Below are 23142 nucleotides of genomic sequence, written 5' to 3'. Positions count from 1 at the left end.
TCTAGTCAAACTGTGAAAAAACGGGCTTTAAAGCGGTTACGTGTTTCTAAAGTAGAAACAGCTGTTTCTAAAATAGGTAAAATATAATATAATTAATAATATCTAAGAAGAGGCGAAATAAAATCAATAATATTTGGGAAATAAATTAAGATAAGTAAGCAAGTTTCCCTGCTTTTTATTAAAAAAGCTAAAAGGATGAAGTGGAACTGACAAAAGACTTGCACGAAAGCCCACTTTCTGGTAAATTTAACAAAAATTAAGCATGCTTAAATAAAAATAACCGCTTACGAAAGCAGAAGGGCAAGCTCACATCTCAGATGATTCGGCTCCCGCTTTTAAAAAGGACCGAAAGATCTGGCTGCTTTGCTAAAACAGAGCAAATAAACGAACTTTTACCAAAGGAGCCGCCTGTTTGATCAATACGGCTTAAGCCAAGAAAGCTGAGCCAAACCAACGGTGATTTAATTAAGCACTAATAAAACGAGGAGGACCACTATGGCAGCAATTATCGAATTCAAGAAAGTCAACAAGTTCTACGGTGACTACCATGCCTTAAAAAACGTCAACTTAAGCATTGACGAAGGCGAAGTCGTTTCCATCATCGGCCCTTCTGGCGCGGGCAAGAGTACCTTGATAAGAACCATGAACGGCTTGGAAGGAATTTCTTCCGGCGTCTTGGAAGTGGACGGCTATGACCTGGGGGACAAGAAGACTGACTTGAACAAGATCCGACGGAATGTCGGCATGGTTTTTCAGCACTTTAACCTCTACGAAAACCACACCGTCCTAGAAAATGTCATGCTGGCCCCAAGAATCGTTTTGCACCGGGACGAAAAGGAAAACCGGGAAATCGCTGAAAAGCTGCTCAAGCAAGTTGGCCTTTTGGACAAGGAAGACTCCTACCCAAGACAGCTGTCCGGTGGGCAAAAGCAGCGGGTGGCCATTGCGAGATCTTTGGCCATGAAGCCCAAGGTGCTCTTGTTTGACGAACCAACCAGTGCCCTTGACCCGGAAATGATCCAGGACGTTTTGGACGTCATGCAATCCATCGCCGCTGAAGGGATGACCATGGTGGTCGTGACCCACGAAATGGGCTTTGCCAGAGAAGTGAGCGACCGGGTCATCTTCTTTGACCAGGGGCAAGTCCTGGAAGACTCCCACAACCCGAAGGACTTCTTTGAACACCCGCGCAACCTGCGGGCTCAGGAATTCCTCAGCAAGGTAATTTACCACTAATAAAAGGAAGGTGGCGGTTACATGAAACACACGAAACTATTCCGCAAAGCTGCCGCCCTGCTTTTTCTGTTGCTGACCACTGTTTCACTTTCCGCCTGTGCTGTTGAAAGTGACAACTCAGTGCGTATCTACAACCACGTCAAGAGCAGCAAGACGATTACTTGGGGCGTCAAATTTGATACGGCTTTGTTTGGGATCAAGAGCGTCAAGACCAATAAGCTGGAAGGTTTTGAAATCGACCTGGCCCGCCTTTTGACCAAGGAGATCCTGGGCAAGGACGGCAAGGCAAAATTCATTGAAGTTACGTCCCAAACCAAGATCCCGCAGCTTAAGAACAACAACCTGGACGCGGTTCTGGCCACCATGACCATCACGGATGAGAGAAAGAAGTCGGTTGACTTCTCCACTCCTTACTTTAAGGCGGGGACATCCCTCATGACCAAAACTAGCAGTCCAATCAAGTCGATCAAGGACTTAAACCACAAGGGCCGGGTGGCCATCGTGGTTAAGGGGACAACGGCTGCGGACGATATTGCCCGCCTGGCCCCCAAGGCCAAGATCCGACAGTACAATGACTACGGTGCCTGCACCAATGCCCTCTTAGCCGGGCAAGGGGACGCGATCGCCACTGACAACGGGATTTTGGCCGGGATTGCCGAGCAGCACAAGAGCCTGCACCTGGTTGGCGGCACAGTTGCCGTTGAACCTTACGGGATTGCCGTTGAAAAGGGGCAGACCAAGATGCTGGAAGCTATCAACAAGGCTTTGAAGGAAGCTAAGGCAGACGGCAGCTACCACAAGCTTGTCAAGAAATGGTTTGGCAACATTCCAGGATTCAGTGTTAAGGAGGCTGAATATTAATGTTGAGTTTACTTGGAGCAAACTGGTCCACCTTTTTGCTCGGTTTTTGGAATACGATTCTCTGCAGTCTGATTTCCTTGTTTTTCAGTTTGATCATCGGATCCGGCTTTGCCATCCTGGAAACCGTGCCTAACAAGTTCTGGCGCGCGGTTGCCAAGGTCTATGTCGAAATCTTCCGGAACATTCCCTTGCTGGTTGTCACCATGGTCTTTTACCTGGTTTTGCCAACTTACACGCCGCTGAAGCTGACTGGCTTCCAGGCAGGGACAATCGGCTTGTCCATTTACTCATCAGCTTTTATCGCTGAAACTGTTCGCTCCGGGATCCAGTCCGTCGGGACCGGCCAGATGGAAGGGGCCCGGTCAAACGGGATGACCTACTGGCAGGCCATGCGCTACGTTATCCTGCCCCAGGCCTTCAGAATCGTGATTCCGCCATTGGGCAACCAGTTTGTCAACTTGATCAAGAACTCCAGCATCCTGGCTTTCGTAGCCGGCTTTGACTTGATGTACCAAGGGGACATCGTGGCATCCAATACTTTCCAGACCATCCCAAGCTATGTCTTGGTCGGCCTGTTCTACCTGGCTTTGACCCTGCCGCTCAGCTACTACATGCAGTATCTGGAAAAGAAGGGCGTTTAGGAGGCACATAAATGGAAAATCTTACAGAAGCATTATCCTGGATCAACCTCCGCTTTTTGCTGCAGGGTTTCTGGGTTACGATCGAAGTTTCAGTGATTTCAATCATCTTGAGCTTTGTGATCGGCCTGGCCCTGGGTCTGATCCGCTTTACCAGAATCGACGCCAAGACCACCCGGATTTCCAAAGTGGTCGGGGTGATCATCGACATCATCAGAAACCTGCCGCTTTTGCTGATCATCTTCTTCTCCTACTTTGGCCTGCCGGTCATGGGGATCAGAGTTGATACCGTCCAGGCTTCAGTAATTGCCATGGTGGTCTTTGAATCAGCCATGATCGCGGAAGTTGTCCGCTCAGGGATCATGGCCGTCGACCCTGGCCAGATGGAAGGGGCCCGGTCAAACGGGATGACCTACATGCAGGCCATGACCCACGTGGTTTTGCCCCAGGCCCTGACCAAAATGATTCCGGCCCTTTTGTCCCAGTTCGTGTCCTTGATCAAAGATACTTCCCTGGCCACGATCATCGTTTTGCCGGAACTGCTCTACCACGCTGAAATTATTTACAACCAAAACACCAATTACATGATTCCGATGTACCTGGCCGTGGCAGTAATGTACTTTATCATCTGCTTTGCCCTGTCCAGCTTTGCCAACTACTTGAGCAAGCGCATCAAGTACTAAGCACGAAGGAACCAAACCGCGTTTATTGCCGAGGAGAAAAAATGGCACGTAAACTGAGGAAGCTGACCGCCTTTATGGCGGTCTTGCTGTTATCATTAGTTTTTACCGCTTGTTCACACAGTCAATCTAGCAGCACCTATGACCGGGTTAAGCAAACAAACACCATCACCTGGGGGATGCGGGCCGACACCCGCCTGTTCAGCATGATGGACGTGGACAGCGGCAAGGCCACCGGCTTTGAAGTCGACTTGGCCCGGGCTATTACCAAGCAGATCCTTGGCCCTAAAGGCAAGATGAAAATTGAATACATCAGTGAAAAGTCCCGGATCATGGATCTCAAGATCGGCAACGTCGATGCTGTCATGGCTACCATGACCAACACACCCGATCGACGCAAGATCATCAATTTTTCCGACACTTACTTCATGGCTGGGGAAACCTTGATCGTGCCGAAAAAGAGCAAGCTGAACTCCATCAAGGATTTCAACAACTCCAAGTACTCCATTGCCGCCGTTAAGGGGTCGACCGCTGACAGCGACGTCCACAAGTACGCCCCGAAGGCCCGGGTCATCTTCTATGATGACTATGGTTCTTGCTACAATGCCTTAAAGTCCGGCAAGGCCAACGCCATGGTCAGCGACAACGCCGTTTTGGCCGGCTTGATTTCTGATGACAAGGACAAGTTCAAGATGCTGCCTGATACCTTTACGGTTGAACCATACGGGATCGGCATCAAGAAGGGGGAAGACAAGTTTACGGCTGAGGTCAACCAGGCCTTGAAAGTACTCCGGAAGAACGGGACTTACGCCCGCTTGATGAAGAAGTGGTTCAATGGCGTGCCTGGCTTCAACATCAAGTCCTCTTCCCGCTTGAAGGCAAGCAAATAATTTTTACCAACTTAAGCAGTGTGTTCGACTTTGAACCCGCTGCTTTTTTAGTTCCAGTTAAAATTATGTTAAAAAATAGATTTTTGCCTGGAAAAAGAAGCCGAAGGGGCAGATTTTTTGTACAATTGAAATAGGTGACTTAGCGCTTACAGCTGAGCTTTTAAGCTAATTTGAAATTATTCGAAAGCAACCAGAGGAGAGACATATGAGTAAAAGACAATTTGGTCTAATTTACATATCATCATACCAGGCGCGCCTGTTCATCGTTGACTTGAAGAAACTGGCCATCATTGAACAGTTGAGTTCGGCCCAGTTCGTCCAAGGGGGGAAAAAGTTTGAAGTTTATGAAAACGAACTGCCCCGCTTGACTGATGCCTTGATCGGCTTCAAGCGAAAAATCGCGGAATACGGGATCGACAACTACAAGGTTTACGGTAACCGGCAGCTTTTGGACAAGATTTCTGCCCGCTACCTGGCCGACCAGATCAAGGTCAGAACCGGCCTGGAAATCGAATGGCTGAACGGGGCCCAGATTGCTTACTACAAGATCATTGCCGGAATGGCCCTGCCGCAGTTCTCAGAACTGGCGGATGATGAATTTACTTACCTGCTCAGCATGGGCAGTGCCATGCTCAACCTCACCTTGTTCAAGGGCCAGCACTACCTGTCAACCTGGAACTTTGCCCTGGGCCCGGAAGAAATTGAAGAAATGGCCGCTATGACTCGGGACACGCCAAGCGACCCGATCGACATCATCGGCGACTACATCTCCCGCAAGCTGGTCAGCTTCAAGACCATTGAGAAGCCGACTGGCAAGGCCCGGATCATCATCCAGCACGTCTCCGGCCGAGGCGAGCAGAGCCTGCGGCCCCAAGAAAAGGCCCGGGTCATCGACCTCAAGCAGTTTGCCGGCGTTTACTCTGACTTCAGAGAAGCCCCGGACCAGTACCTTATGGAAAAATACGAGCTGGATACCGACTCTTTGGCCCGGATGAAGCCGACCATTGTTTTGATCAACCAGCTGGTTAAGATTATCAAGCCGCACACGATGACTTTGACCCAGTCTTCAGCCATCACCGGTTTGATGATCCAGGAAGCCGCCAGATTGAAGTACCGGCCAGATGAATACTCAACCATCGTTTTGACGGCGACCAAAAATATTGCCCGCCGCTACGAATCAGGCGGCCAGCACATCAACCTGTCCAAAAAGTTTGCCCTGCATATTTTTGACCGCCTGGCCCATGCCGGCATGGTTGACCGCCGCGACCGGCAATTACTGGAAATCGCGGCCCGCCTGCACGACATCGGCAACTTCGTCAATTTCCACAACCACTACGAGCACGCTGCCTACATCGTGGGGGCAAACCAGATCATCGGCCTGTCTGACCGGGAAAACGAAATGCTCTTGAGCATTTTGAAGCACCAGGACATCACCAACTTGAACGCTGATGAACGTGAATATCGCCACCTTGACCCGGCCCTGCAGGTTCGGGTAGCTAAGTTGGCTGCCATCCTGCGCCTGGCCAACAGCCTGGATGCTTCCCGCAAGCAGAAGATCAGCAAGATCGTGGTTTCCATCAAGGATGAGAAAATGCTGATCACGGTGACCAGCAAGCGGGACCTGACCTTGGAACGCTGGGTTTTTGAAAAGAATGTCAATTTGGCTGAAGCCGTCTTCGGCATGAAGATTGCCATGAAGCAGAAGAGGGGAAAGTAAAAAATGACAAATGCCAAGAACAAAAAAAAGTTTACCGATCCTAGTTATTACGCCAACCGGGAACTAAGCTGGCTGGACTTCAATGACCGCTGCCTGGATGAAGCCAGAAACCCGGATGAGCCGCTTTTGGAAAGAGCCAACTTCCTGGGGATCACCCAGTCCAACGTTGACGAATTCTACATGGTCCGGGTGGCTTCCTTGAGCAAGCTGGTAGCCGCCGGGGTCAAAAGCCACGATGCCAGTGGCCTTACGCCACTTGAACAATTGATGGCCATCAACCATAAGGAACACGAAGTGGTTGAAAAGCGCTACTCAACTTACTCCCGGTCATTGCTGCCACTTTTGCGCAAGAACGGGATCAACATTTTGGAAAGTGACGAACTGTCTGAAGACCAGGAAGAATACATCCGCCGCTACTTCTCTAACGAACTCTACCCGGTTTTGACCCCGATGGCTGACGACCAGTCCCGGCCATTCCCGTTCATCAACAACGACTCCTTGAACATCGCCCTGCGCCTTAAGGACCGGGAAAGCGGTGAGCACAAGTTTGCCACGGTCAGAGTGCCGAACATCTTCCCGCGCCTGGTTAAATTGCCAGATGGCGATAATGACTTCATCATGCTGGAAGACATTATCAAGGTCTTTGCCGACCGCCTCTTTGATGGCTACGAAATCCGCCAGGCAGCCTGCTACCGGGTAACCCGGGACATGGATTTGGACGTTTCTGAAAGCGACACTTCCGACTTCCTTTTGGCGGTTAAAAAGCAGCTGGAAGACCGGGAACACGGGCACGTGACCCGGCTGGAAGTGGAAAGCAGCATGAACACCAAGCTGCTCAAGCACTTGATAAAGCGACTGAACGTCGATGAAGGCAGCGTCTTCAGCATCAACGGTCCAATCGACTTGACCTTCCTCAAGAAGCTGCCAGGGATGGTGGAAGGCCATGAAGACCTCCGCTACAAGCCAATGCAGGCCTTTGTTGACCCGGCTTTAAGAAGTGACCACAATATTTTTGACTCAATCCGGGAAAAGGACTACCTGGTGCAGCACCCATATGACAGCTTTGACGCTGTTTTGAACTTCGTCAAGCAGGCCGCCAAAGACCCAGATGTTCTGGCTATCAAGATGACCTTGTACCGGGTTTCCGGCAACTCCCCGATCATCAAGTACCTGGGCCAGGCGGCTAAAGCTGGCAAGCAGGTGACGGTTCTGGTGGAAGTCAAGGCCCGCTTTGACGAATCAAACAACGTGCACTGGGCCAGAACCCTGGAACAGATGGGCTGCCATGTTATCTACGGGCTGGTGGGCTTGAAGACCCACACCAAGGTAACCCTGGTTATCCGCCGCGATGAAGACGGGATCCGCCGCTACCTGCACCTGGGGACTGGTAACTACAATGATGTTACCGCCCACTTCTACACTGACTTAGGCCTCTTTACCTGCGACCGGGATCTGGGCGTTGACGTGACTAATCTCTTCAACATGCTGTCCGGCTACTCCAAGCCGCCTTACTTCAGCGAGCTGCGGATTTCACCAAAATTGATCCGCCAGTTCATCTATGAAAAGATCAACAACGAAATTGCCATTGCCAAGGCTGGCCGGCATGCTGAGATCCACATGAAGATGAACTCCCTGTCTGACCCGGACGTGATCGCCAAGCTCTATGAAGCTTCCGCGGCCGGGGTTAAGATCCACTTGATCGTTCGGGGGATCTGCTGCTTGAAGACGGAAATCCCAGGCGTCAGCGACAATATCGAAGTACACTCAATCGTCGGCCGCTTCCTGGAACACAGCCGGATCTACTACTTCTACAATGACGGCAAGGAAGACGTTTACCTGGCCAGCGCCGACATGATGCGGCGGAACTTGGACCGGCGGGTGGAAACCCTCTTCCCGGTTTTGCAAGAAGACTTGCGGGAAAGAGTTTTGGATATTTTTGCCAAGATGTGGCAGGACAATGTCCAGGCCCGAATCCTGCACAAGACCGAATGGGTGCACGCTGACCGGCGGGGACAGACCCCATTCAACAGCCAGGAATACTTCATCGCTGAAGCCGATGAAAAGGTTCGGATCGTTAAAGAAGAGGAAGAAGAAGAGAAGGCGAAGAAGAAGGACGCTTTTGAAGCTATGAAGCCGCAGGAAAGCGAATTGGAAGACGACGAAAAGTAGGCTGAAAGATGGAAAAAGACCGCCACGAAATCGAAACTTTTAAAATCGATCAAATGTTTATCGGTGACAGCCAGGAAGAACTGATCAAGCAGGGAGAAGGCCGCCGTAAGGAACATCCAATTGCGGCGATCAGCACTTTCAACCCGGTCAAGCGGGACGTGTTTCAATTGATCAAGCTGACTGAGGAGAAAATGATTCCCGAGCTTTTGGGGATGCGGCACAAGCGGATGATGCAGAATCCCTTTTCCTACTTCCGGGCCACGGCCGGAATCATGGAAAAGGACCTGCGCCAGTTTCCAGACGGCCAGTCCCATATCCCGGTAATCATTTGCGGGGACTCCCACCTAACCAATTTCGGCTTCTTCGCTTCCCCGGAGCGCCAGCTTTTGTTTGGCTTGAACGATTTTGACGAGGCCCGGATTGGCAACTGGGAATTTGACCTTAAGCGCCTTTTGACCAGCGTGGTTTTGACCGGCCGGATCAATGGCTATCCTAAAGAGCAGCTGGACGGGATTTTGGCAGAAAGCGTCCACTCTTACCGGCGGGGAATCGAGTACGCCAATTCCTTGCCCCTGCTTGAGCGCTTTAATTTGTCTTATAGCGTTGATGACCTTTTAGGTCAAATGACGGACAATGAACAAATGAAGCGGGTTCTTTTGAAGGTAGCGGACCGGGCACCGAAGAACAATTCTGATGCCGTGGTCAAGAAGTTTACGGAAAAGACCGAAGACGGGCGCTTGCGCTTTAAGGAAAACCCGCCCCGGGCCCGGCGTGTTTCCCAGAATGTTTATGCCGAGCTTATGGCAGGCCTGGAAGATTACCAGAAGAGCGTAACTGACGACATCCGGGTCCTTTTGATCAATTATGAAGTGACCGACATCATCCGCTACAGCGTGGGCGTCGGCAGCTGGGGAACCCGCTGCTATCTGGCCCTGCTCACTGGCAAGGACGGCAGCCACCTGGTCTTGCAGATCAAGGAGGCATTGCCGCTTCGCTACAACTTGTCTGCTTTGACGGTTGAGGAAAGCCAGGCCCAAGGCAAGGGGGAAGGCAAGCGGATCATTACCGCCCAGCGGGTTTTGCAGACCTACCATGATCCTTTCTTAGGGGCCATGGAAGCTGGCGGCAGAAGCTTTTACGTCCGTCAGTTCCGGGACATGAAGGACTCGATTGACCCGCTCAATCTGGACCAGGAAAGCTTCTCTGCCTACTGCAACATGTGTGCCTTCATTTTGGCCATTGCCCACTACCAAAGCCCGACAGCGCCGATGATTTACGGCTATGTCCACAAGCAAAAAGAGCTGGACATGGGCCTGGCTCATTGGGCCGTCAAGTATGCCGACCAGATGGAAGCCGACTATGCCCGCTTTGCCAAATACCTGCAAGGCGAGGAAGATGAAGAATAATCAATGAAGAATTGACCGACCTGGACCTGGTGGAACTGACCAAGCTGAAAAAGATCGGGCAATTGACCCGGGACGTTTAACGTTTACGCCAAGGACGGAATGCAGGCTTTTTTGATCGAAAACAACAATAAGATTACAGTCTTGCTCAAGGGCTCTTATGGCTTTAAGAAGGGCAACGCGACAACCTGGCGGGACGAGTGGATGAACACCAACTGGCCGATTTTTCTGGCCATGCTGACTAATCAAAGGCAGGTGCCCAGCGCCTTGGTTACGGCCAGCCGCTATCTTAACCGCTGGCTGGAGGAATTCCTGGATGGCCATTTTTACATCTACGGGCATTCCCTGGGGGCGATCAATGCTGAATACGCTCTGGCTAATTGCCGCTTTCCAGATCAGATTGCTGCTGCTTATCTCTATGGGGGCACCAATATCTGGAGCCTTTTGACTCATAAAGAGCGGCAGCTGCTGGCCCAGCTGCGGGGCAGAATCAATACTTATGTTGATATCTATGACCTGGTAACTTTGGGCTTTACGGCCAGCAAGCGGATGGTGGGCAAGCTGCACTATGTCGACAGCCTGCCCATGAACCCGGTCAAGCAGCACATGTGGGGCGGCTACCGCTTTGATGGAAACGGGAATTTGCTGGAAAAAGAAGTGGACCATCGTTTTCTGGACTCCAGCAAAATGCAGCAGGCTTTTTTGAGCCGGACCGGGCGGATGGCCAATTACTTGAGGTATCGCCGGAATCTGCAGGCTGACTGGCAAAAGGAGTCTGACCAGCGGGCCGAACAAATCAGAGGAGAATTGTTTAACCACAGCTTTTTGCAAGATTTCAATGACCGAGACAAAAATGCAAAAGATGGTAAAGGCGGGTCCTAGGGCCTGCCTTTTTCTGTATAATTTTTCTTAGATGGATTAATGTGAAGCAGAAAAGAGGAGCATGTAATGAAGATTGAAGAAGTGCTGGCAAAGCAGCTTCTGGCAGAAGACCCGAGCATCGAAAGCTTTGAGGAAGATTTTTACGGGGACTTTTACGACTATTTTGTCAACTTTCTGAAGTTTAAGTGCCTCAGTCAAGGTAAGGACATGGCCAGCCTGGAAAAGCAGAAACTGGTTTTGTACCTGGATTTGTTTAACTCCCAGGACTTCCCGGGCCGGAAGGCTTACCGTTACAAGTTAGTCTTTGACAGCCAGCTGAACTTTTTAGCGGCGGAGTCAGACTTCACCCTCAGCGCTCTTTGCCGGGACTTGCGGGGGCGGGTGGATCAGCTGAGCGACTACGAGGCTGTCAGAAGCCAGGCCTTAGCTTCTTTGGCAGAACGTTTTGATTCCAAGAATCCAGACCCAAATACCAGGATCCAGAACTTTAACGTTGTCCTGGCCGACTTTTACGACCGCTATAATCTCAGCCGCTTCAAGACGGCCTACCAGTTGGTCGGCTAAAGCGCTTTTTTAAAAGGACGGGAATAGTTATAATTGACTTAGAATTAAAGTTAAGGAGAAAATGCTATGAAAAAGATCGTAGTAATCGGGTCCAGCAACGTGGACACGACCCTGCATGTAGAAAACTTCCCCAAGCCAGGCGAAACCATCAACGCCTACAAGGTCAGCGAGGCTGGCGGCGGCAAGGGGGCCAACCAGGCAGTCGCGGCTGCTAAGAGCGCGGCTGAGACCATCTTCATCTCTAAAGTCGGCGAAGACTCCTATGGGAGCTGGATGAAGGAGCAACTGGCCGGCTACGGGGTCAAGACTGACTATGTCTTGCCAACCGCTGGCGTTAAGACTGGCCATGCCTACATTACCTTGAACGCGGAAGGGCAAAACGACATTATCATCGACCATGGGGCCAACTACAGCTTGACTGAAGCCGACGTTTTGGCGGCTAAAGACGTCATTGAAGCTGCTGACTGCGTCATCGCCCAGCTGGAAACCCCGCTGGAAGCAACAACAGCCGCCTTCAAGCTGGCTAAGGCGGCCGGCAAGGTAACTATCTTGAACCCAGCTCCTGCGATCAAGGACCTGCCAGCTGACCTCTTGGCCGTGACTGACTTGATCACGCCAAACGAAACGGAAAGTGCCCTGCTGACTTCTTTGCCAGTTGTAGAAGAGGCTGACCTGGAAAAGAACGCGGCCAAGCTGCATGAACTGGGCGTTAAGCATGTGATCATCACCTACGGCAGCAAGGGGGCCTACCTGTCTTCTCCAGTCTCTACCGGTCTTGTACCAGCCTTTAAGGTCAAGGCGGTGGACACGACGGCGGCTGGCGATACCTTCTTAGGCTTTTTGGCCGGATCCTTGGCCAGCGACTTCAGCAACCTCCATGAGGCTGCCCGCTTTGCCAACCGGGCGTCGTCTTTAGCCGTGCAGAAGATGGGGGCCCAGCCTTCTATCCCGGACCGGGCCAGCGTTGCGTCTGCGTTAGCTGAGTAAAGGGTGGGTGACTAGATGATTATTGCACCCTCAATTCTCAACGCGGATAACCTGCACTTAGGCCAGCAGATCCAAGAAGCAGCTGACAGCGGGATCCGCCGCTTCCACATCGACGTGATGGACGGACATTTCGTGCCCAACCTGTCATATGGTCCCCAGCTGGTCAGTGATTTTAAAAAGCAGTTCCCGGACCTGACCGCGGAAGTCCACCTCATGAGCAACAACCTGCCTGACCTTTTGCCAGCCTTTGTTAAAGCGGGCAGCGACTTGATTGAAATTCACTATGAAGCCGACTACCCAAACCGAATTGACCACTGGTTGGACTACTTAAAGGAAAATGGCGTCTCCTGCGGGTTAGTCCTTAGTCCAGATACTGACATTAAGGTGCTGGAGCGCTACAAGGACAAGCTTGACCAGGTTCTCTTGATGACGGTCTATCCGGGATTTGGCGGGCAGAAGTTCATGGAAGAAGCAGCAGACCGGATCAGGGCCGCACGGGCAATTCTGCCAGATCTTCCGATCGAAGTAGACGGCGGGATCAATGCTCAGACGGCGGAAATCGCCAAAGAGGCCGGAGCTGATGTTTTTGTGGCGGGCTCTTATATCTTCGGCCGTGACTCAGTGGCTAATCAGGTAGCTGAGCTGACGAGCATTTTGGAAAAATAGCGGAGGCAAAAAATGGACCAAGCAAAGCAAGATGTATTGAAAAAGGCTGCTGCCAAGAAAGCAGCTGCCTTGGTGGAAGAGGGGATGGTTTTAGGCGTCGGCACCGGGTCAACGGTGAAGTTCTTCATCGATGAACTAGGCAAGAAGAAAGCAGCAGGCTTGACTCTTAAGGCAGTCGTGACCACCTCCAGCCGCAGTCAAAAGCAGCTGGAAGGCTATGGCTTTACTGTTAGCCCCCTCAGTGAAGTTGACCAGGTTGATTTAACGGTTGACGGGGCCGACAGAGTGGACAAGCAGTTAAACGGGATCAAGGGAGGCGGGGCCGCCTTGACCTTGGAAAAGAACGTGGCCGTCAACTCCAAGAAGAATGTCTGGATCGTAGACGAAAGCAAGGTGGTTGACCACCTCAGCGGATTTGCCCTGCCAGTGGAAGTTTTGCCGATCTCCTGCATGCAGGTGGAAAAGCGCCTGGCAGATGAAGGGCTTAAGCCGGAATTCCGTTTAACGGAAGATGGTCAGCGTCTTAAGACCCACTATGGTAACTACATTCTGGACCTCAAGCTGGACCGGATTCCGGTGCCAAGTGGTCTGGCTGACTACCTGGACCATACGGTCGGGGTAGTTGAGCACGGCCTCTTTTTAAACATCTGCGACCAGGTCATTATCGCCCGCGACAACGGGGAGATTGAAGTCCGCAGCCGCTAAAGAAATTTTTTGGAAAAGAAGCAACCTCTTCTTTTCTTTTTATTTGCCGGGTGAAATGATAGAATAAAGCTATTCTGAATAATGGAGAACGATTAATGAACAAGAAACCCTTAATTATTTCAACTGATCCCGGGATCGATGACGCGGTCTGCCTAACGATCGCCCTGTTTGCCAAGGAACTGGACGTGAAGCTGATCGTGCCAACCTGGGGCAACGTTTCTTTGGAGAAGACTTTGAACAACACTCTGCGCCTGCAGGCCTTCCTGGGCACTAAGGTCCCAGTTGTGGCCGGGGCCAAGTTGCCTTTGGTCAAGGAAGCCATCGATGCTTCTGAAGTCCACGGGGCCAGCGGGATGGACGGCTTTGACTTCCCGGAAGCTGACCAGAGCCTTTTGGTAGAAGGCTTAGCCGCGACCAAGATCCACGAAGTAGTCAGCCAAAGCCCGGAAAAGGTGACCTTGATGCAGATCGGGCCAGCCACGGACTTTGCCCTCTACTTCCGCCAATATCCGGAAGACCTGGACAAGATCGACCGCCTTTACATCATGGGTGGAGCCCTGGGCCGGGGCAACTACGGTCCTTACGACGAATATAACGTTTCCGGGGACCCGGAAGCAGCCAAGATCGTCTTTGACTTGGGCGCCAAGGGCCTGGACATGTACGTGGCTCCTTTGGAAGTCGGCAACCAGGCCTTCGTTGACGCGGCCAGCCTGGAAGAAATCAAGGCTTTGGGCCGGGTCGGGGAAATGATCTACGGGCTCAACTCTCAATATGAATTAAACGACGCTGACGCCGATTCTGGCAAGCGGATCTATGACGCCTTGACGGCTGCCATGCTGCTGGCACCAGATCTGTTTGAAGTCAAGGAAGCTTACGTGGCGGTAGACACCAAGGGTCCTTACACTTACGGGGCTTCAGTCATGGACTTTGAAGGCTTCTTTGGCCAAAAGGCCAACGCCAAGATCGCGGTCAAGGTTGACCGCCAGGCCTTCAAGGACTGGTTCCTGGCTGCAATCGCGCAAGCAAAGTAGGTGGCTGAATGGCTGATTATGTTTACCGGACGGTCATGCTTGACATCAAACGCCGGATTTTAGCGGGCGAATATGAGGGGATGCGGCTGCCCGACGAGCGCAGCCTGGCCGAACAGTATCAGGTCAGCCGGTCGTCGATGAAGCGGGCTCTGGAACTTCTTGCCCAGCAAGGCATCGTTTTTAAGAAGCGGGGCAGCGGGACTTTTATCAACCCCTTGTACTTGAAGAACCAGGCCATGTTCCGTTATGAAGGTTCCAACCTGGGTCTAACGGACAGCTTTTTAGCGCCAGGCAAGAAGCAGGGGATTAAGCTACTGGAATTCAAGGTGGTCAAGGCCAGCCCGGAAACGGCCCAGGACCTCTTCTTGAGTGAAAATGACTTTGTCTACCAGTTCAAGCGCCTCCGCCTTTTGGACGGCCAGCCCTTCTTGATTGAAGAAGGCTTCGTGCCGATCAAGATCCTGCCGGAGCTTAAAGAAGAGATTCTGCAGGGGTCCTTGTTCAACTACCTGGAAGACGCGCAAAACAAGGCGGTCACCCGGTCTTATTTGACCATTACGGTTTCCCCTTCAAGCGCGGAAGACCAAGAAGCGCTGCAGCTCAAGGCCACTGAGCCGGTTGGCGTGATGGACGGGATCTTCTTTTTGGATGACGGCACGCCATTTGAAGTCTCCAGCATGCGGGTTCACTACAAGTACATGCGCTTCAACAGCTTTGTCAATTTGAATTAAGAGTAAATAAAGCGGACAGGTATACCTGTCCGTTTTATTTTTCACTTTTTCTATCTTTTCTATCTTTTGTCTTTTCTTCTTTGCAAAGTATTTTAAGGATTTGTAAAATTGGTAGGATCCGATTATCAGATTGATTGACTTGCTTTTTGTAAATGGTATGATTGAAACAAGTAAAACAGAGAGTTCCTCAAAGGAGTAAAAAGATGACAGCAGATTACGATTCAAAAGAATATTTAAAGAGCGTCGACGCTTGGTGGCGGGCCGCCAACTACTTGTCAGTCGGCCAGTTGTTCCTGCTCAAGAACCCCTTGCTTAAGGAAGAACTGACGGCAGACGACATCAAGATCAAGCCGGTTGGCCACTGGGGCACGATCGCGCCGCAGAACTTTATCTACGCCCACTTAAACCGGGTTATCAAGAAGTATGACTTGAACATGTTCTACATCGAAGGTTCCGGTCACGGCGGCCAGGTGATGGTTTCCAACTCATACCTGGACGGGTCTTACTCTGAAATCTACCCGGAAATCAGCCAAGACGAAGCCGGGATGACCAAGCTCTTCAAGCGCTTCAGCTTCCCGGGCGGGGTAGCTTCCCACGCGGCTCCGGAAACCCCGGGTTCAATCCATGAAGGCGGGGAACTGGGCTACACTTTGTCGCACGCGACTGGCGCGATTCTGGACAACCCGGACGTGATTGCCGCCGCTGAAATTGGTGACGGGGAAGCTGAAACCGGCCCGCTGGCTGCTGGCTGGTTCTCCAACCGCTTCATCAACCCGGTCAAGGACGGGGCTGTCTTGCCAATCCTGCAGGTTAACGGCTTTAAGATTTCCAACCCAACCATTACTGCCCGCATGAGCGATGAAGAACTGACCAAGTACTTTGAAGGCATGGGCTGGAAGCCTTACTTTGTTTCAACTTTCAAGGGCGGCCGCTTTGACGGGATGAAGGATATTGACCAGATCCATGAGGAAATGGCCAAGACCCTGGATGCCATCATTGAAGACATCAAGGCTATTCAAAAGAATGCCCGTGGAAACGGCGATAAATCATTTGCCCACTGGCCGCTCTTGATCTTCCAATGCCCGAAGGGCTGGACCGGTCCTAAGACCGATTTGGACGGCAACCCAATTGAAAACTCCTTCCGGGCTCACCAGATTCCGCTTCCGGTTGACCAGAAGCACATGGACCACAAGGAACTGTTACTGGACTGGCTGAAGAGCTACAAGCCGGAAGAACTGTTTGACGAAACCGGCTACCCGACTGACTTAGTCCTGCAAAACGCGGTTCATGGTGACCAAAGAATGGCTATGAACCCAGTCACTAACGGGGGGATCAATCCTAAGCGCTTGAACCTGCCAGACTGGCGCGACTTTGCCTTTGAAGTTGGCAAGCCGGGCTCCAAGGACGCCCAGGATATGGTGGAATGGGCCAAGTATCTGACCAAGGTGGCAGAACTGAACCCGACTACTTTCCGGGGCTTTGGCCCGGACGAATCCAAGTCCAACCGCTTGTTTGACTTCCTGGACAGCGAAAAGCGGCAATGGGAAAGTGAAATCCACGAACCAAACGATGAAAACCTGGCCGCGCAAGGCCGTTTGATTGACTCACAATTGTCAGAGCACCAAGATGAAGGGATGCTGGAAGGCTACGTTTTGACTGGCCGCCATGGTTTCTTCGCTACTTACGAAGCCTTTGGCCGGGTGGTTGACTCCATGCTGACCCAACACATGAAGTGGCTGCGGAAGGCTAAAGAACAATACTGGCGCCGCGATTACCCATCATTGAACTTTGTAGCTACGTCAACTGTCTTCCAGCAGGACCACAACGGCTACACCCACCAGGATCCAGGTCTTTTGACCCACTTGTTTGAAAAGAACCGGCCGGACATGATTCATGAATACCTGCCAGCTGACACCAATACTTTGCTGGCCGTAGCTGATAAGGTCTTCCGTGACCGGGAAGGGATCAACCTGCTGGTAACTTCCAAGCAGGAACGGCCGCAATGGTTCACTCCTGAAGAAGCCGCCAAGCTGGTTGACAAGGGCCTGGGCTACATCGACTGGGCTTCAAATGACAAGGATGCCAAGCCGGACGTGGTCTTCGCTTCAACTGAAACTGAACCGACCATGGAAACCCTGGCAGCAATCGACATCCTGCACCAGAACTTCCCAGACTTGAAGATCCGCTACATCAACGTGGTTGACGTGATGAAGCTGATGGCACCAAAGGATAACCCAGCTGCTATTTCCCAAGAGGAATTCGACCGCCTCTTCCCAACTGACGTGCCAACCATTTTTGCATGGCATGGCTACAAGACCATGATGGAATCCATCTGGTTTGCCCGCAAGCGTTACAACGTTTCAATTCACTGCTATGAAGAAAATGGTGACATTACCACGGCATTTGACATGCGGGTCTTGAACCACCTTGACCGTTTCGACCTGGCCAAGGACGCGGTTGAACAAATCCCAGCCTTGAAGGACAAGAGTGCTGCCTTCATCGACAAGATGGACAGCCTGCTGTCTAAGCACCACGCTTACATCCGGGACCACGGTGAAGACATTCCAGAAGTAACTTCTTGGAAGTGGACTGGCCTGGACAAGTAAGAGCATATATAATTCCGCAAAATTTATTAAATTGTCGTTCCGCGAGGGACGGCATTTTTTCTTTTGACTAGCTAAAAAAGCGAAAACATGGTAAAACAGGTCGGGATTCCCGCCTCCTTTTCACTGACCTGCCCCGGATGAAAAAGGGGGACGTCTTCTACGTCCACAATCTGGGTCAGACCCTGGCCTACAAGGTGGACCAGATTAAGGTCATCAAGCCGACCCAGGTCGACCAGCTCAAGATTGTCAAGGGCAAGGACCTCTGCACCTTGATGACCTGCACTCCTCACATGATCAACACCCACCGCCTGCTGGTTACCGGTCACCGGATTCCTTACAATCCAAAGGCCGAAGCCAAGGCTAAGGAGAGAATCCGGAACCGCCTCTTCTGGATCATCATCGCCATCCTTTTACCGGTCTTGGCGATCATCATCTTCATCTGGCACAAGAAGCGGAAGAAGAAGGCTAAGGTAGACAAGGAAAAAGAACAAGAATAAGCAGGCAAAACGGGCCGTCCGGATTTTCCCGGACAGCCCATTTAATATTTACCGGGATTAATGTAGTTTGTGAAAAAAACTCTGCAAATGATGATAGAATAAAGGTAAATAGTTCAATTGGAGTAATAGGTGAATTACAGTGACGACAACACAAATCTGGATTAATTTACTAGCAATCGGTGTGATCTTTGTTTTTGCCTCCTTCTTTGTCGCGGCGGAGTTTGCCTTGGTGCAAGTCCGGCCCAGCCAGCTGGAGGACATGATTGCCAACGGGCAGGGGAACGTGAAGAAACTTAAGCGGGCCCTGCACATGTCGCAAAATTTAAATGAGTACCTGTCAACCACTCAGGTTGGGACCACCTTGGTCGGGGTTATCCTGGGCTGGTTCGGGGCGGATACCATCGCCAGCATTTTTGAAAGGCTGCTGGCCCTGACCCCCATGTCCAAAAATCTGGTCAACTCAGTCGGAGCCTTGATCGGGGTCATTGCCTTGACCTACTTGGAAGTGGTTTTGACGGAAATCGTGCCGAAAAATATCGCCATCGATGCTCCGGTTAAGATGCTGATGTGGATCGTCAATCCCCTCCAGCTCTTCCACACCTTGGTCTATCCCTTTGTCTGGCTTTTGAACGTCAGCTCCTCTGGCATCTTAAAGATGCTGGGCTTTAACCCGGCCGATGAAGAAAACCAGGTCTACTCCCAGTCAGAAATCATCCGCTTGAGCAAGAACGCGGTGCATGGCGGTGCCCTGGACAAGGAAGACTTGACCTATATGGAAAGAGCCTTCCAGCTGAACGACAAGACGGCTAAGGACATCATGACTGACCGGACCAGGCTGACAGTTTTAGATGCCAGCGAAAACATCAAGACTGCCCTGGACAAGTATCTGGAAGACGGCTACAGCCGCTTCCCGGTAGTGCGGGAAAATGACAAAGATGATGTGGTCGGCTATGTCTACGCTTATGACATTGTTCAGCAGAGCCGGATTGACGACCGGGTACCAGTAACCAGGATCAACCGGACCATCATTACCGTGCCAGAATCTATGCCCATCCAGGACATCCTCCGCTTGATGATCAGCAAGCACACTCCAATCGTGCTGGTTGTCGACGAATACGGCGGCACCAGCGGGATCGTGACTGACAAGGATATTTACGAAGAGCTCTTCGGGTCAGTTAAGGATGAAATCGACGACGTTTCTGATGACTACATTATCAAGGACGCCGAAGGCAATATCCGGGTCTCCGGTAAGACCACCCTTTATGACTTTGAGCGCTACTTCCACCAGAACCTCAAGAGCTTCCAGAACAGTGACATCATCACTATCGGCGGCTATATGATGGAACGGTATCCCGACTTGAAGAAGGGAGAGTCAATAGAACTGGAAGGCTTCCGCTTCACCCTGGACGATATCCAGCAAGGTTTCATGCGCTGGTTCATCGTTGAAGGGCCAAAGACAAACGATCAAGCCAAAAAAGAAGAATAAGATTCAGAAAAAAGAACGGCTTTTAGGCAAAATCCGTTCTTTTTTGTTAAAATAATGGTATAATCTTGATATATCATTTTGAAAGCAATTAGCAATCGAGGAAACCTAATGAAAAGTATTCATGACGCAGTTGATCACAAGTTGTACAGCGAAGAAGACATCGCGGAAATGACCAAGCGGCTTGGACAGCAATTGACTAAGGACTACGCTGGCAAGCGGGTTCTAGTTGTTGGTGCCTTGAAGGGGGCTATCTTCTTCCTGACTGACCTCCTGCGGGAAATGGACCTGGCTTGTGACATTGACTTCATCGACGTTTCCAGCTACGGCAACGGGACTGAATCCAGCGGCAAGATCACGGTAACCCATGACCTGGAAGCTGACGTGACTGGCCGGGACGTTTTGATCGTCGAAGACATCGTGGACACTGGTTTGACTTTGAAGTTTATGAAGGACGAACTGCTCAGCCGCGGCGCCAACTCAGTCAAGTGCTGCGTCTTGCTGAATAAGACGGCCCGCCGGACGACTGAAGTAGATGTTGAATACTACGGCACCCACGTGGGCAACGAATTCGTCATCGGCTACGGGATGGACTTTGCGGGCCTTTACCGGAACCTGCCTTACATCGGCGTCATCAAGCCAGAAGTCGTTGAAGAATTCAGCAGCAAGCACGAACACGACTAATTTTTCCTAAAAGAAAATGGATCATCCAGACGGATGGTCCATTTTTGCTTGATTTTCTTTTGTCTGTTATTTTCTTTTGCCCTAATGAAGCTCTTTCCAGTAGTAGACCGGCAGACCCAGGAGGGTGATGCCCAGGCCAATCATGGAGAGGGCGAACTGGTTGATGACGGTCATCACGATGATGAAGAGACCCCCGATGATGGAAATCAAGGGAATGACCGGGTAAGCCGGCGTCATGAAAGGCCGGGCCAGGTCCGGCTCTCTTTTTCTCAGCAAAATGACGGCCACTGACAGGAGGGTGGTGAAGGTCCACATGACGAAAACCAGCATGTCGGTCAAGATTTCAAAGTTACCCAGGGAGATCATGATCAAAGCGATGGCATTGATCAAAAGGGCGGAGAAGACCGGGACTCCGCTTCTGACAGAAGTCTTGGCCAATTTCTCAGAGCCGGGCAGGCGGTTGGCCTGGGCCAGGATATATGGCGTCCGCATCCCCGTCAGCATAAAGCCGTTGCAGGCTCCGTAAACCGACAGGAGAATGCCGACCGTGACGATTTTTCCCCCGGCCTGGCCAAAGAGCTTAAGAGAAGCGTAGTAGGCGGTATTGTCGTTGCCGATGATCTTGTCAAAAGGCAAAACCGCCATAAAGGCGTAATTGACCAGGACGTAAACGACCGTGACCAAGGAGAGGCCAAGGATGATGGCCCGGGCTAGGTCCTTTTTCGGATTCTTCATTTCCTTAGCCAGGTTGGTCACCACGATCCAGCCTTCAAAGGCAAAGAGGGCAGACAAGAGCCCTTGGCTGATCCCGGCCAGCCAGCCGCCACTGCTATCCACCGTAACTGGCCAGAGACTGACGGAGACTTGCGGGCGGATGATTGCAAAGGCGATGATCAAAAAGAGGGGGATGAGCTTGATGACCGTGATCACCGACTGCATCCAGGCTGAAGCCTTGGTCCCCAGCATATTGATCAAAAAGAGCAAAAGAACCACGCCAGCAGCGATCCACTTGCTGCTGGAGGCCGGCAGGCCCGCCAGGACCACGAACTGCTGGCCGAAAATTGAAGCTAAAGCCGCGATCTGGGCGGGGAAGTAGACAGTCATTTCCGCCCAGCCGAAGAGAAAGCCCCAGATATTGCCATAGCTGTAGTCCAGGTATTCAATGGCCCCGTTGACATTCAAGGCGGCCGCGATTTCTGACACGGTCAAGCCCGAGCAGATCGAGATGACTCCGGCTAAAAGCCAGACTAAGATGGTGGCTGAGGCCGACCCGGTGCTTTGGGAGATGCTGCCGATCTTAAAGAAGACCCCGGCCCCGATGACTGAGCCGATAACGGTTGCCAGCGCCTGGCCAAAAGAAATCTGTTTTTTCACGAAATACCTCCAGTAAAACAAGTCTAACCCTTAAATTATACAAGAAATCTTTCTGCTTGGTCTAGGCGGATTTCTCGGCTAAAATGGTAGAAGGAGGTTTTGGGCGATGGGGCAAAAAAATCATTTCCAGCATCCGGCGACACTGCCGGCTCTTTTGATTCTGCTGGCCGCGATTATCAGCCTTTTGGCATATGGCCTGTACAATTATGCCAGTCAGACGACCCTGCCAAAAGGAGCCAGCCAAAGCGCGGTCGGCCTGAAGGTCAGCCAGGCAGATTTTGACCTCAGCCGCCTGGAAAAGGGCGGCTTGTCTTTCGTTTATCTGCCGGTTGACCAGAATTTTGCCGCCAGGCGCGAGCAGGTAGCCAAGACCAAATTGGCCTATGGCAGCATAATTGAGGTGCAAGGGGAAAAAAATGCGGAAAAGCAATTATCCCGGGCGAAGCGCCTGGCGGCTGGGCATTGGGGGGCCTTGCCCATCCTGCTGGACAGCGGGCAAGATGACCCCAGCGCCGCCAATTTAACGGCGATGAGCAAGCTGGCCTATTCCCTGGTCAAGAGTCATGAGATTATGGTCAACGCCCCGGTCAAGTACAAGAAGCTTTTTCCGGCGGGATGCAAGTTCCTGGCTACCTCGGCGTCAGCGCCAAGCAAGCTGGACTACTGCTTCTGGCGCTATACGGAAAAGGGGCACGTGGCCGGAGTCAGCGGCATCGGCTGCAAGAATGTCATGTATGCCTATATCGGGACCAGCCAGCAATATAAAGAAAACTATGGACAATTAGCACAATGATTTACACAGAACAAATTCAAGCAGTTTTGCAAAAGGAAGGCAAGAGCCAGCCAACCTTGATCCAGAAAGAGACTTATGAGGCCATTAAGAACGGGGCCAGCCTGGTCGCTTTGGCCAAGACAGGGACAGGCAAGACCCTGGCCTATGCCCTGCCGGCTTTAGAGCGGGTCATCCCGGGGGAGAAAAATTCCCTGGTGATTTTGGCCCCAACGACTGAACTGGCCGTCCAGATCAGAAATGCCATCCTGCCTTTTGCCAAGGCCCTGGGTCTGAAGACTTTAGCCTTGGTTGGGGCCGGCAACCGGCAAAGACAGGACGAACGGCTGAAGAAGGACAATTGTGAGGTCCTGGTCTGCACTCCGGGCCGCTTCTTTGACTTCTTCTCCTCGGGCCGGATTAAATTGGTCCAAATCAAGACCCTGGTGATCGATGAAGCTGACGACATTTTGGAATTCGCCAAGCTAGAGCTTTTGAGTTCTTTAGGGCAGAACCTGCCTTCTTCCAGCCAGATCCTCCTCTTTGGGGCCACTGAATCCCAGATTACC

21 protein-coding genes and 1 pseudogene are annotated in these 23142 nt (G+C 51.6%); 21 read left to right on the top strand and 1 reads right to left on the bottom strand.

The annotated features are described in order from the left end of the window. Positions 1 to 495 precede the first annotated feature (495 nt). From FD23_RS03170 to hpt, 19 genes and pseudogenes are all read left to right on the top strand, one after another. Positions 496 to 1236, top strand: a complete 741-nt coding sequence (locus tag FD23_RS03170) for an amino acid ABC transporter ATP-binding protein (protein WP_025895460.1) — start codon at positions 496 to 498, stop codon at positions 1234 to 1236. A 21-nt stretch (positions 1237 to 1257) separates the two neighbouring features. After that, positions 1258 to 2097, top strand: a complete 840-nt coding sequence (locus FD23_RS03165; protein WP_025895459.1) for a glutamate ABC transporter substrate-binding protein — start codon at positions 1258 to 1260, stop codon at positions 2095 to 2097. Then, on the top strand, positions 2097 to 2738 hold the full coding sequence (locus FD23_RS03160; RefSeq protein WP_025895458.1) for an amino acid ABC transporter permease: 642 nt from the start codon (positions 2097 to 2099) through the stop codon (positions 2736 to 2738). The genes FD23_RS03165 and FD23_RS03160 overlap by 1 nt, the downstream gene beginning before the upstream one ends. An 11-nt stretch (positions 2739 to 2749) precedes the next feature. Next, positions 2750 to 3418: an amino acid ABC transporter permease gene (locus FD23_RS03155; RefSeq protein WP_025895457.1), complete on the top strand. Its 669-nt coding sequence runs from the start codon at positions 2750 to 2752 to the stop codon at positions 3416 to 3418. 41 nt (positions 3419 to 3459) lie between these two features. Continuing rightward, positions 3460 to 4305: a transporter substrate-binding domain-containing protein gene (locus FD23_RS03150; protein ID WP_052933567.1), complete on the top strand. Its 846-nt coding sequence runs from the start codon at positions 3460 to 3462 to the stop codon at positions 4303 to 4305. Between the two features lie 205 nt (positions 4306 to 4510). Next, complete coding sequence (locus tag FD23_RS03145; RefSeq protein WP_025895455.1) at positions 4511 to 6022, top strand: HD domain-containing protein; 1512 nt, start codon at positions 4511 to 4513, stop codon at positions 6020 to 6022. A gap of 3 nt (positions 6023 to 6025) precedes the next feature. Further along, positions 6026 to 8191, top strand: coding sequence for an RNA degradosome polyphosphate kinase (locus tag FD23_RS03140; RefSeq protein WP_052933568.1), 2166 nt, complete (start codon positions 6026 to 6028; stop codon positions 8189 to 8191). Positions 8192 to 8199: 8 nt separating this feature from the next. Next, the gene (locus FD23_RS03135; protein WP_052933569.1) at positions 8200 to 9597 is read left to right on the top strand and encodes a DUF2252 domain-containing protein; all 1398 of its coding nucleotides are present in this window, start codon (positions 8200 to 8202) and stop codon (positions 9595 to 9597) included. Then, positions 9594 to 10476, top strand: a pseudogene (locus FD23_RS03130) (alpha/beta hydrolase family protein). The gene FD23_RS03135 and the pseudogene FD23_RS03130 overlap by 4 nt, the downstream one beginning before the upstream one ends. A gap of 66 nt (positions 10477 to 10542) precedes the next feature. Next, entirely contained in the window at positions 10543 to 11040 is a 498-nt protein-coding gene (locus FD23_RS03125; RefSeq protein ID WP_025895454.1) for a hypothetical protein, read from the top strand. Positions 11041 to 11106: 66 nt separating this feature from the next. Continuing rightward, positions 11107 to 12027 carry a ribokinase gene (rbsK, locus tag FD23_RS03120; RefSeq protein ID WP_025895453.1) on the top strand — a complete coding sequence of 307 codons (921 nt, stop codon included), beginning with the start codon at positions 11107 to 11109 and terminating at the stop codon, positions 12025 to 12027. Between the two features lie 15 nt (positions 12028 to 12042). Continuing rightward, the gene (rpe, locus tag FD23_RS03115; RefSeq protein ID WP_003611491.1) at positions 12043 to 12693 is read left to right on the top strand and encodes a ribulose-phosphate 3-epimerase; all 651 of its coding nucleotides are present in this window, start codon (positions 12043 to 12045) and stop codon (positions 12691 to 12693) included. A 12-nt stretch (positions 12694 to 12705) separates the two neighbouring features. Beyond that, positions 12706 to 13398: a ribose-5-phosphate isomerase RpiA gene (gene rpiA / locus FD23_RS03110; RefSeq protein ID WP_052933570.1), complete on the top strand. Its 693-nt coding sequence runs from the start codon at positions 12706 to 12708 to the stop codon at positions 13396 to 13398. 95 nt (positions 13399 to 13493) lie between these two features. Beyond that, complete coding sequence (locus FD23_RS03105) at positions 13494 to 14429, top strand: nucleoside hydrolase (protein WP_025895452.1); 936 nt, start codon at positions 13494 to 13496, stop codon at positions 14427 to 14429. Between the two features lie 8 nt (positions 14430 to 14437). Beyond that, a complete protein-coding gene (locus tag FD23_RS03100; protein WP_002877995.1) occupies positions 14438 to 15160 on the top strand; it encodes a GntR family transcriptional regulator in 723 nt (240 codons plus the stop codon). Between the two features lie 203 nt (positions 15161 to 15363). Further along, the gene (locus tag FD23_RS03095) at positions 15364 to 17766 is read left to right on the top strand and encodes a phosphoketolase family protein (RefSeq protein ID WP_025895451.1); all 2403 of its coding nucleotides are present in this window, start codon (positions 15364 to 15366) and stop codon (positions 17764 to 17766) included. A gap of 137 nt (positions 17767 to 17903) precedes the next feature. Next, positions 17904 to 18263, top strand: a complete 360-nt coding sequence (locus tag FD23_RS03090; RefSeq protein ID WP_025895450.1) for a sortase — start codon at positions 17904 to 17906, stop codon at positions 18261 to 18263. 139 nt (positions 18264 to 18402) lie between these two features. Then, positions 18403 to 19749 (top strand): hemolysin family protein, encoded by a 1347-nt coding sequence (locus FD23_RS03085; protein WP_025895449.1) that lies wholly within the window; start codon positions 18403 to 18405, stop codon positions 19747 to 19749. 108 nt (positions 19750 to 19857) lie between these two features. Then, on the top strand, positions 19858 to 20430 hold the full coding sequence (gene hpt, locus FD23_RS03080) for a hypoxanthine phosphoribosyltransferase (RefSeq protein ID WP_002877987.1): 573 nt from the start codon (positions 19858 to 19860) through the stop codon (positions 20428 to 20430). Positions 20431 to 20511: 81 nt separating this feature from the next. Here hpt and FD23_RS03075 read toward each other — a convergent pair whose 3' ends face one another. Further along, positions 20512 to 21804 carry an APC family permease gene (locus FD23_RS03075; RefSeq protein WP_025895447.1) on the bottom strand — a complete coding sequence of 431 codons (1293 nt, stop codon included), beginning with the start codon at positions 21802 to 21804 and terminating at the stop codon, positions 20512 to 20514. A 106-nt stretch (positions 21805 to 21910) separates the two neighbouring features. On the opposite strand from FD23_RS03075, the gene FD23_RS03070 reads away from it, so the two are divergent. Both FD23_RS03070 and FD23_RS10225 read left to right on the top strand, forming a co-directional pair. Beyond that, complete coding sequence (locus FD23_RS03070; protein WP_025895446.1) at positions 21911 to 22597, top strand: glycoside hydrolase family 25 domain-containing protein; 687 nt, start codon at positions 21911 to 21913, stop codon at positions 22595 to 22597. Continuing rightward, the coding region (locus FD23_RS10225; protein WP_236743867.1) for a DEAD/DEAH box helicase family protein at positions 22594 to 23142 on the top strand (549 nt) is incomplete at its 3' end. The genes FD23_RS03070 and FD23_RS10225, both read left to right, overlap by 4 nt.

Source organism: Lactobacillus delbrueckii subsp. delbrueckii DSM 20074 = JCM 1012 (assembly GCF_001433875.1).
Taxonomy (GTDB): Bacteria; Bacillota; Bacilli; order Lactobacillales; family Lactobacillaceae; genus Lactobacillus; species Lactobacillus delbrueckii.
This window is presented reverse-complemented; position numbering and strand designations above follow the sequence as displayed.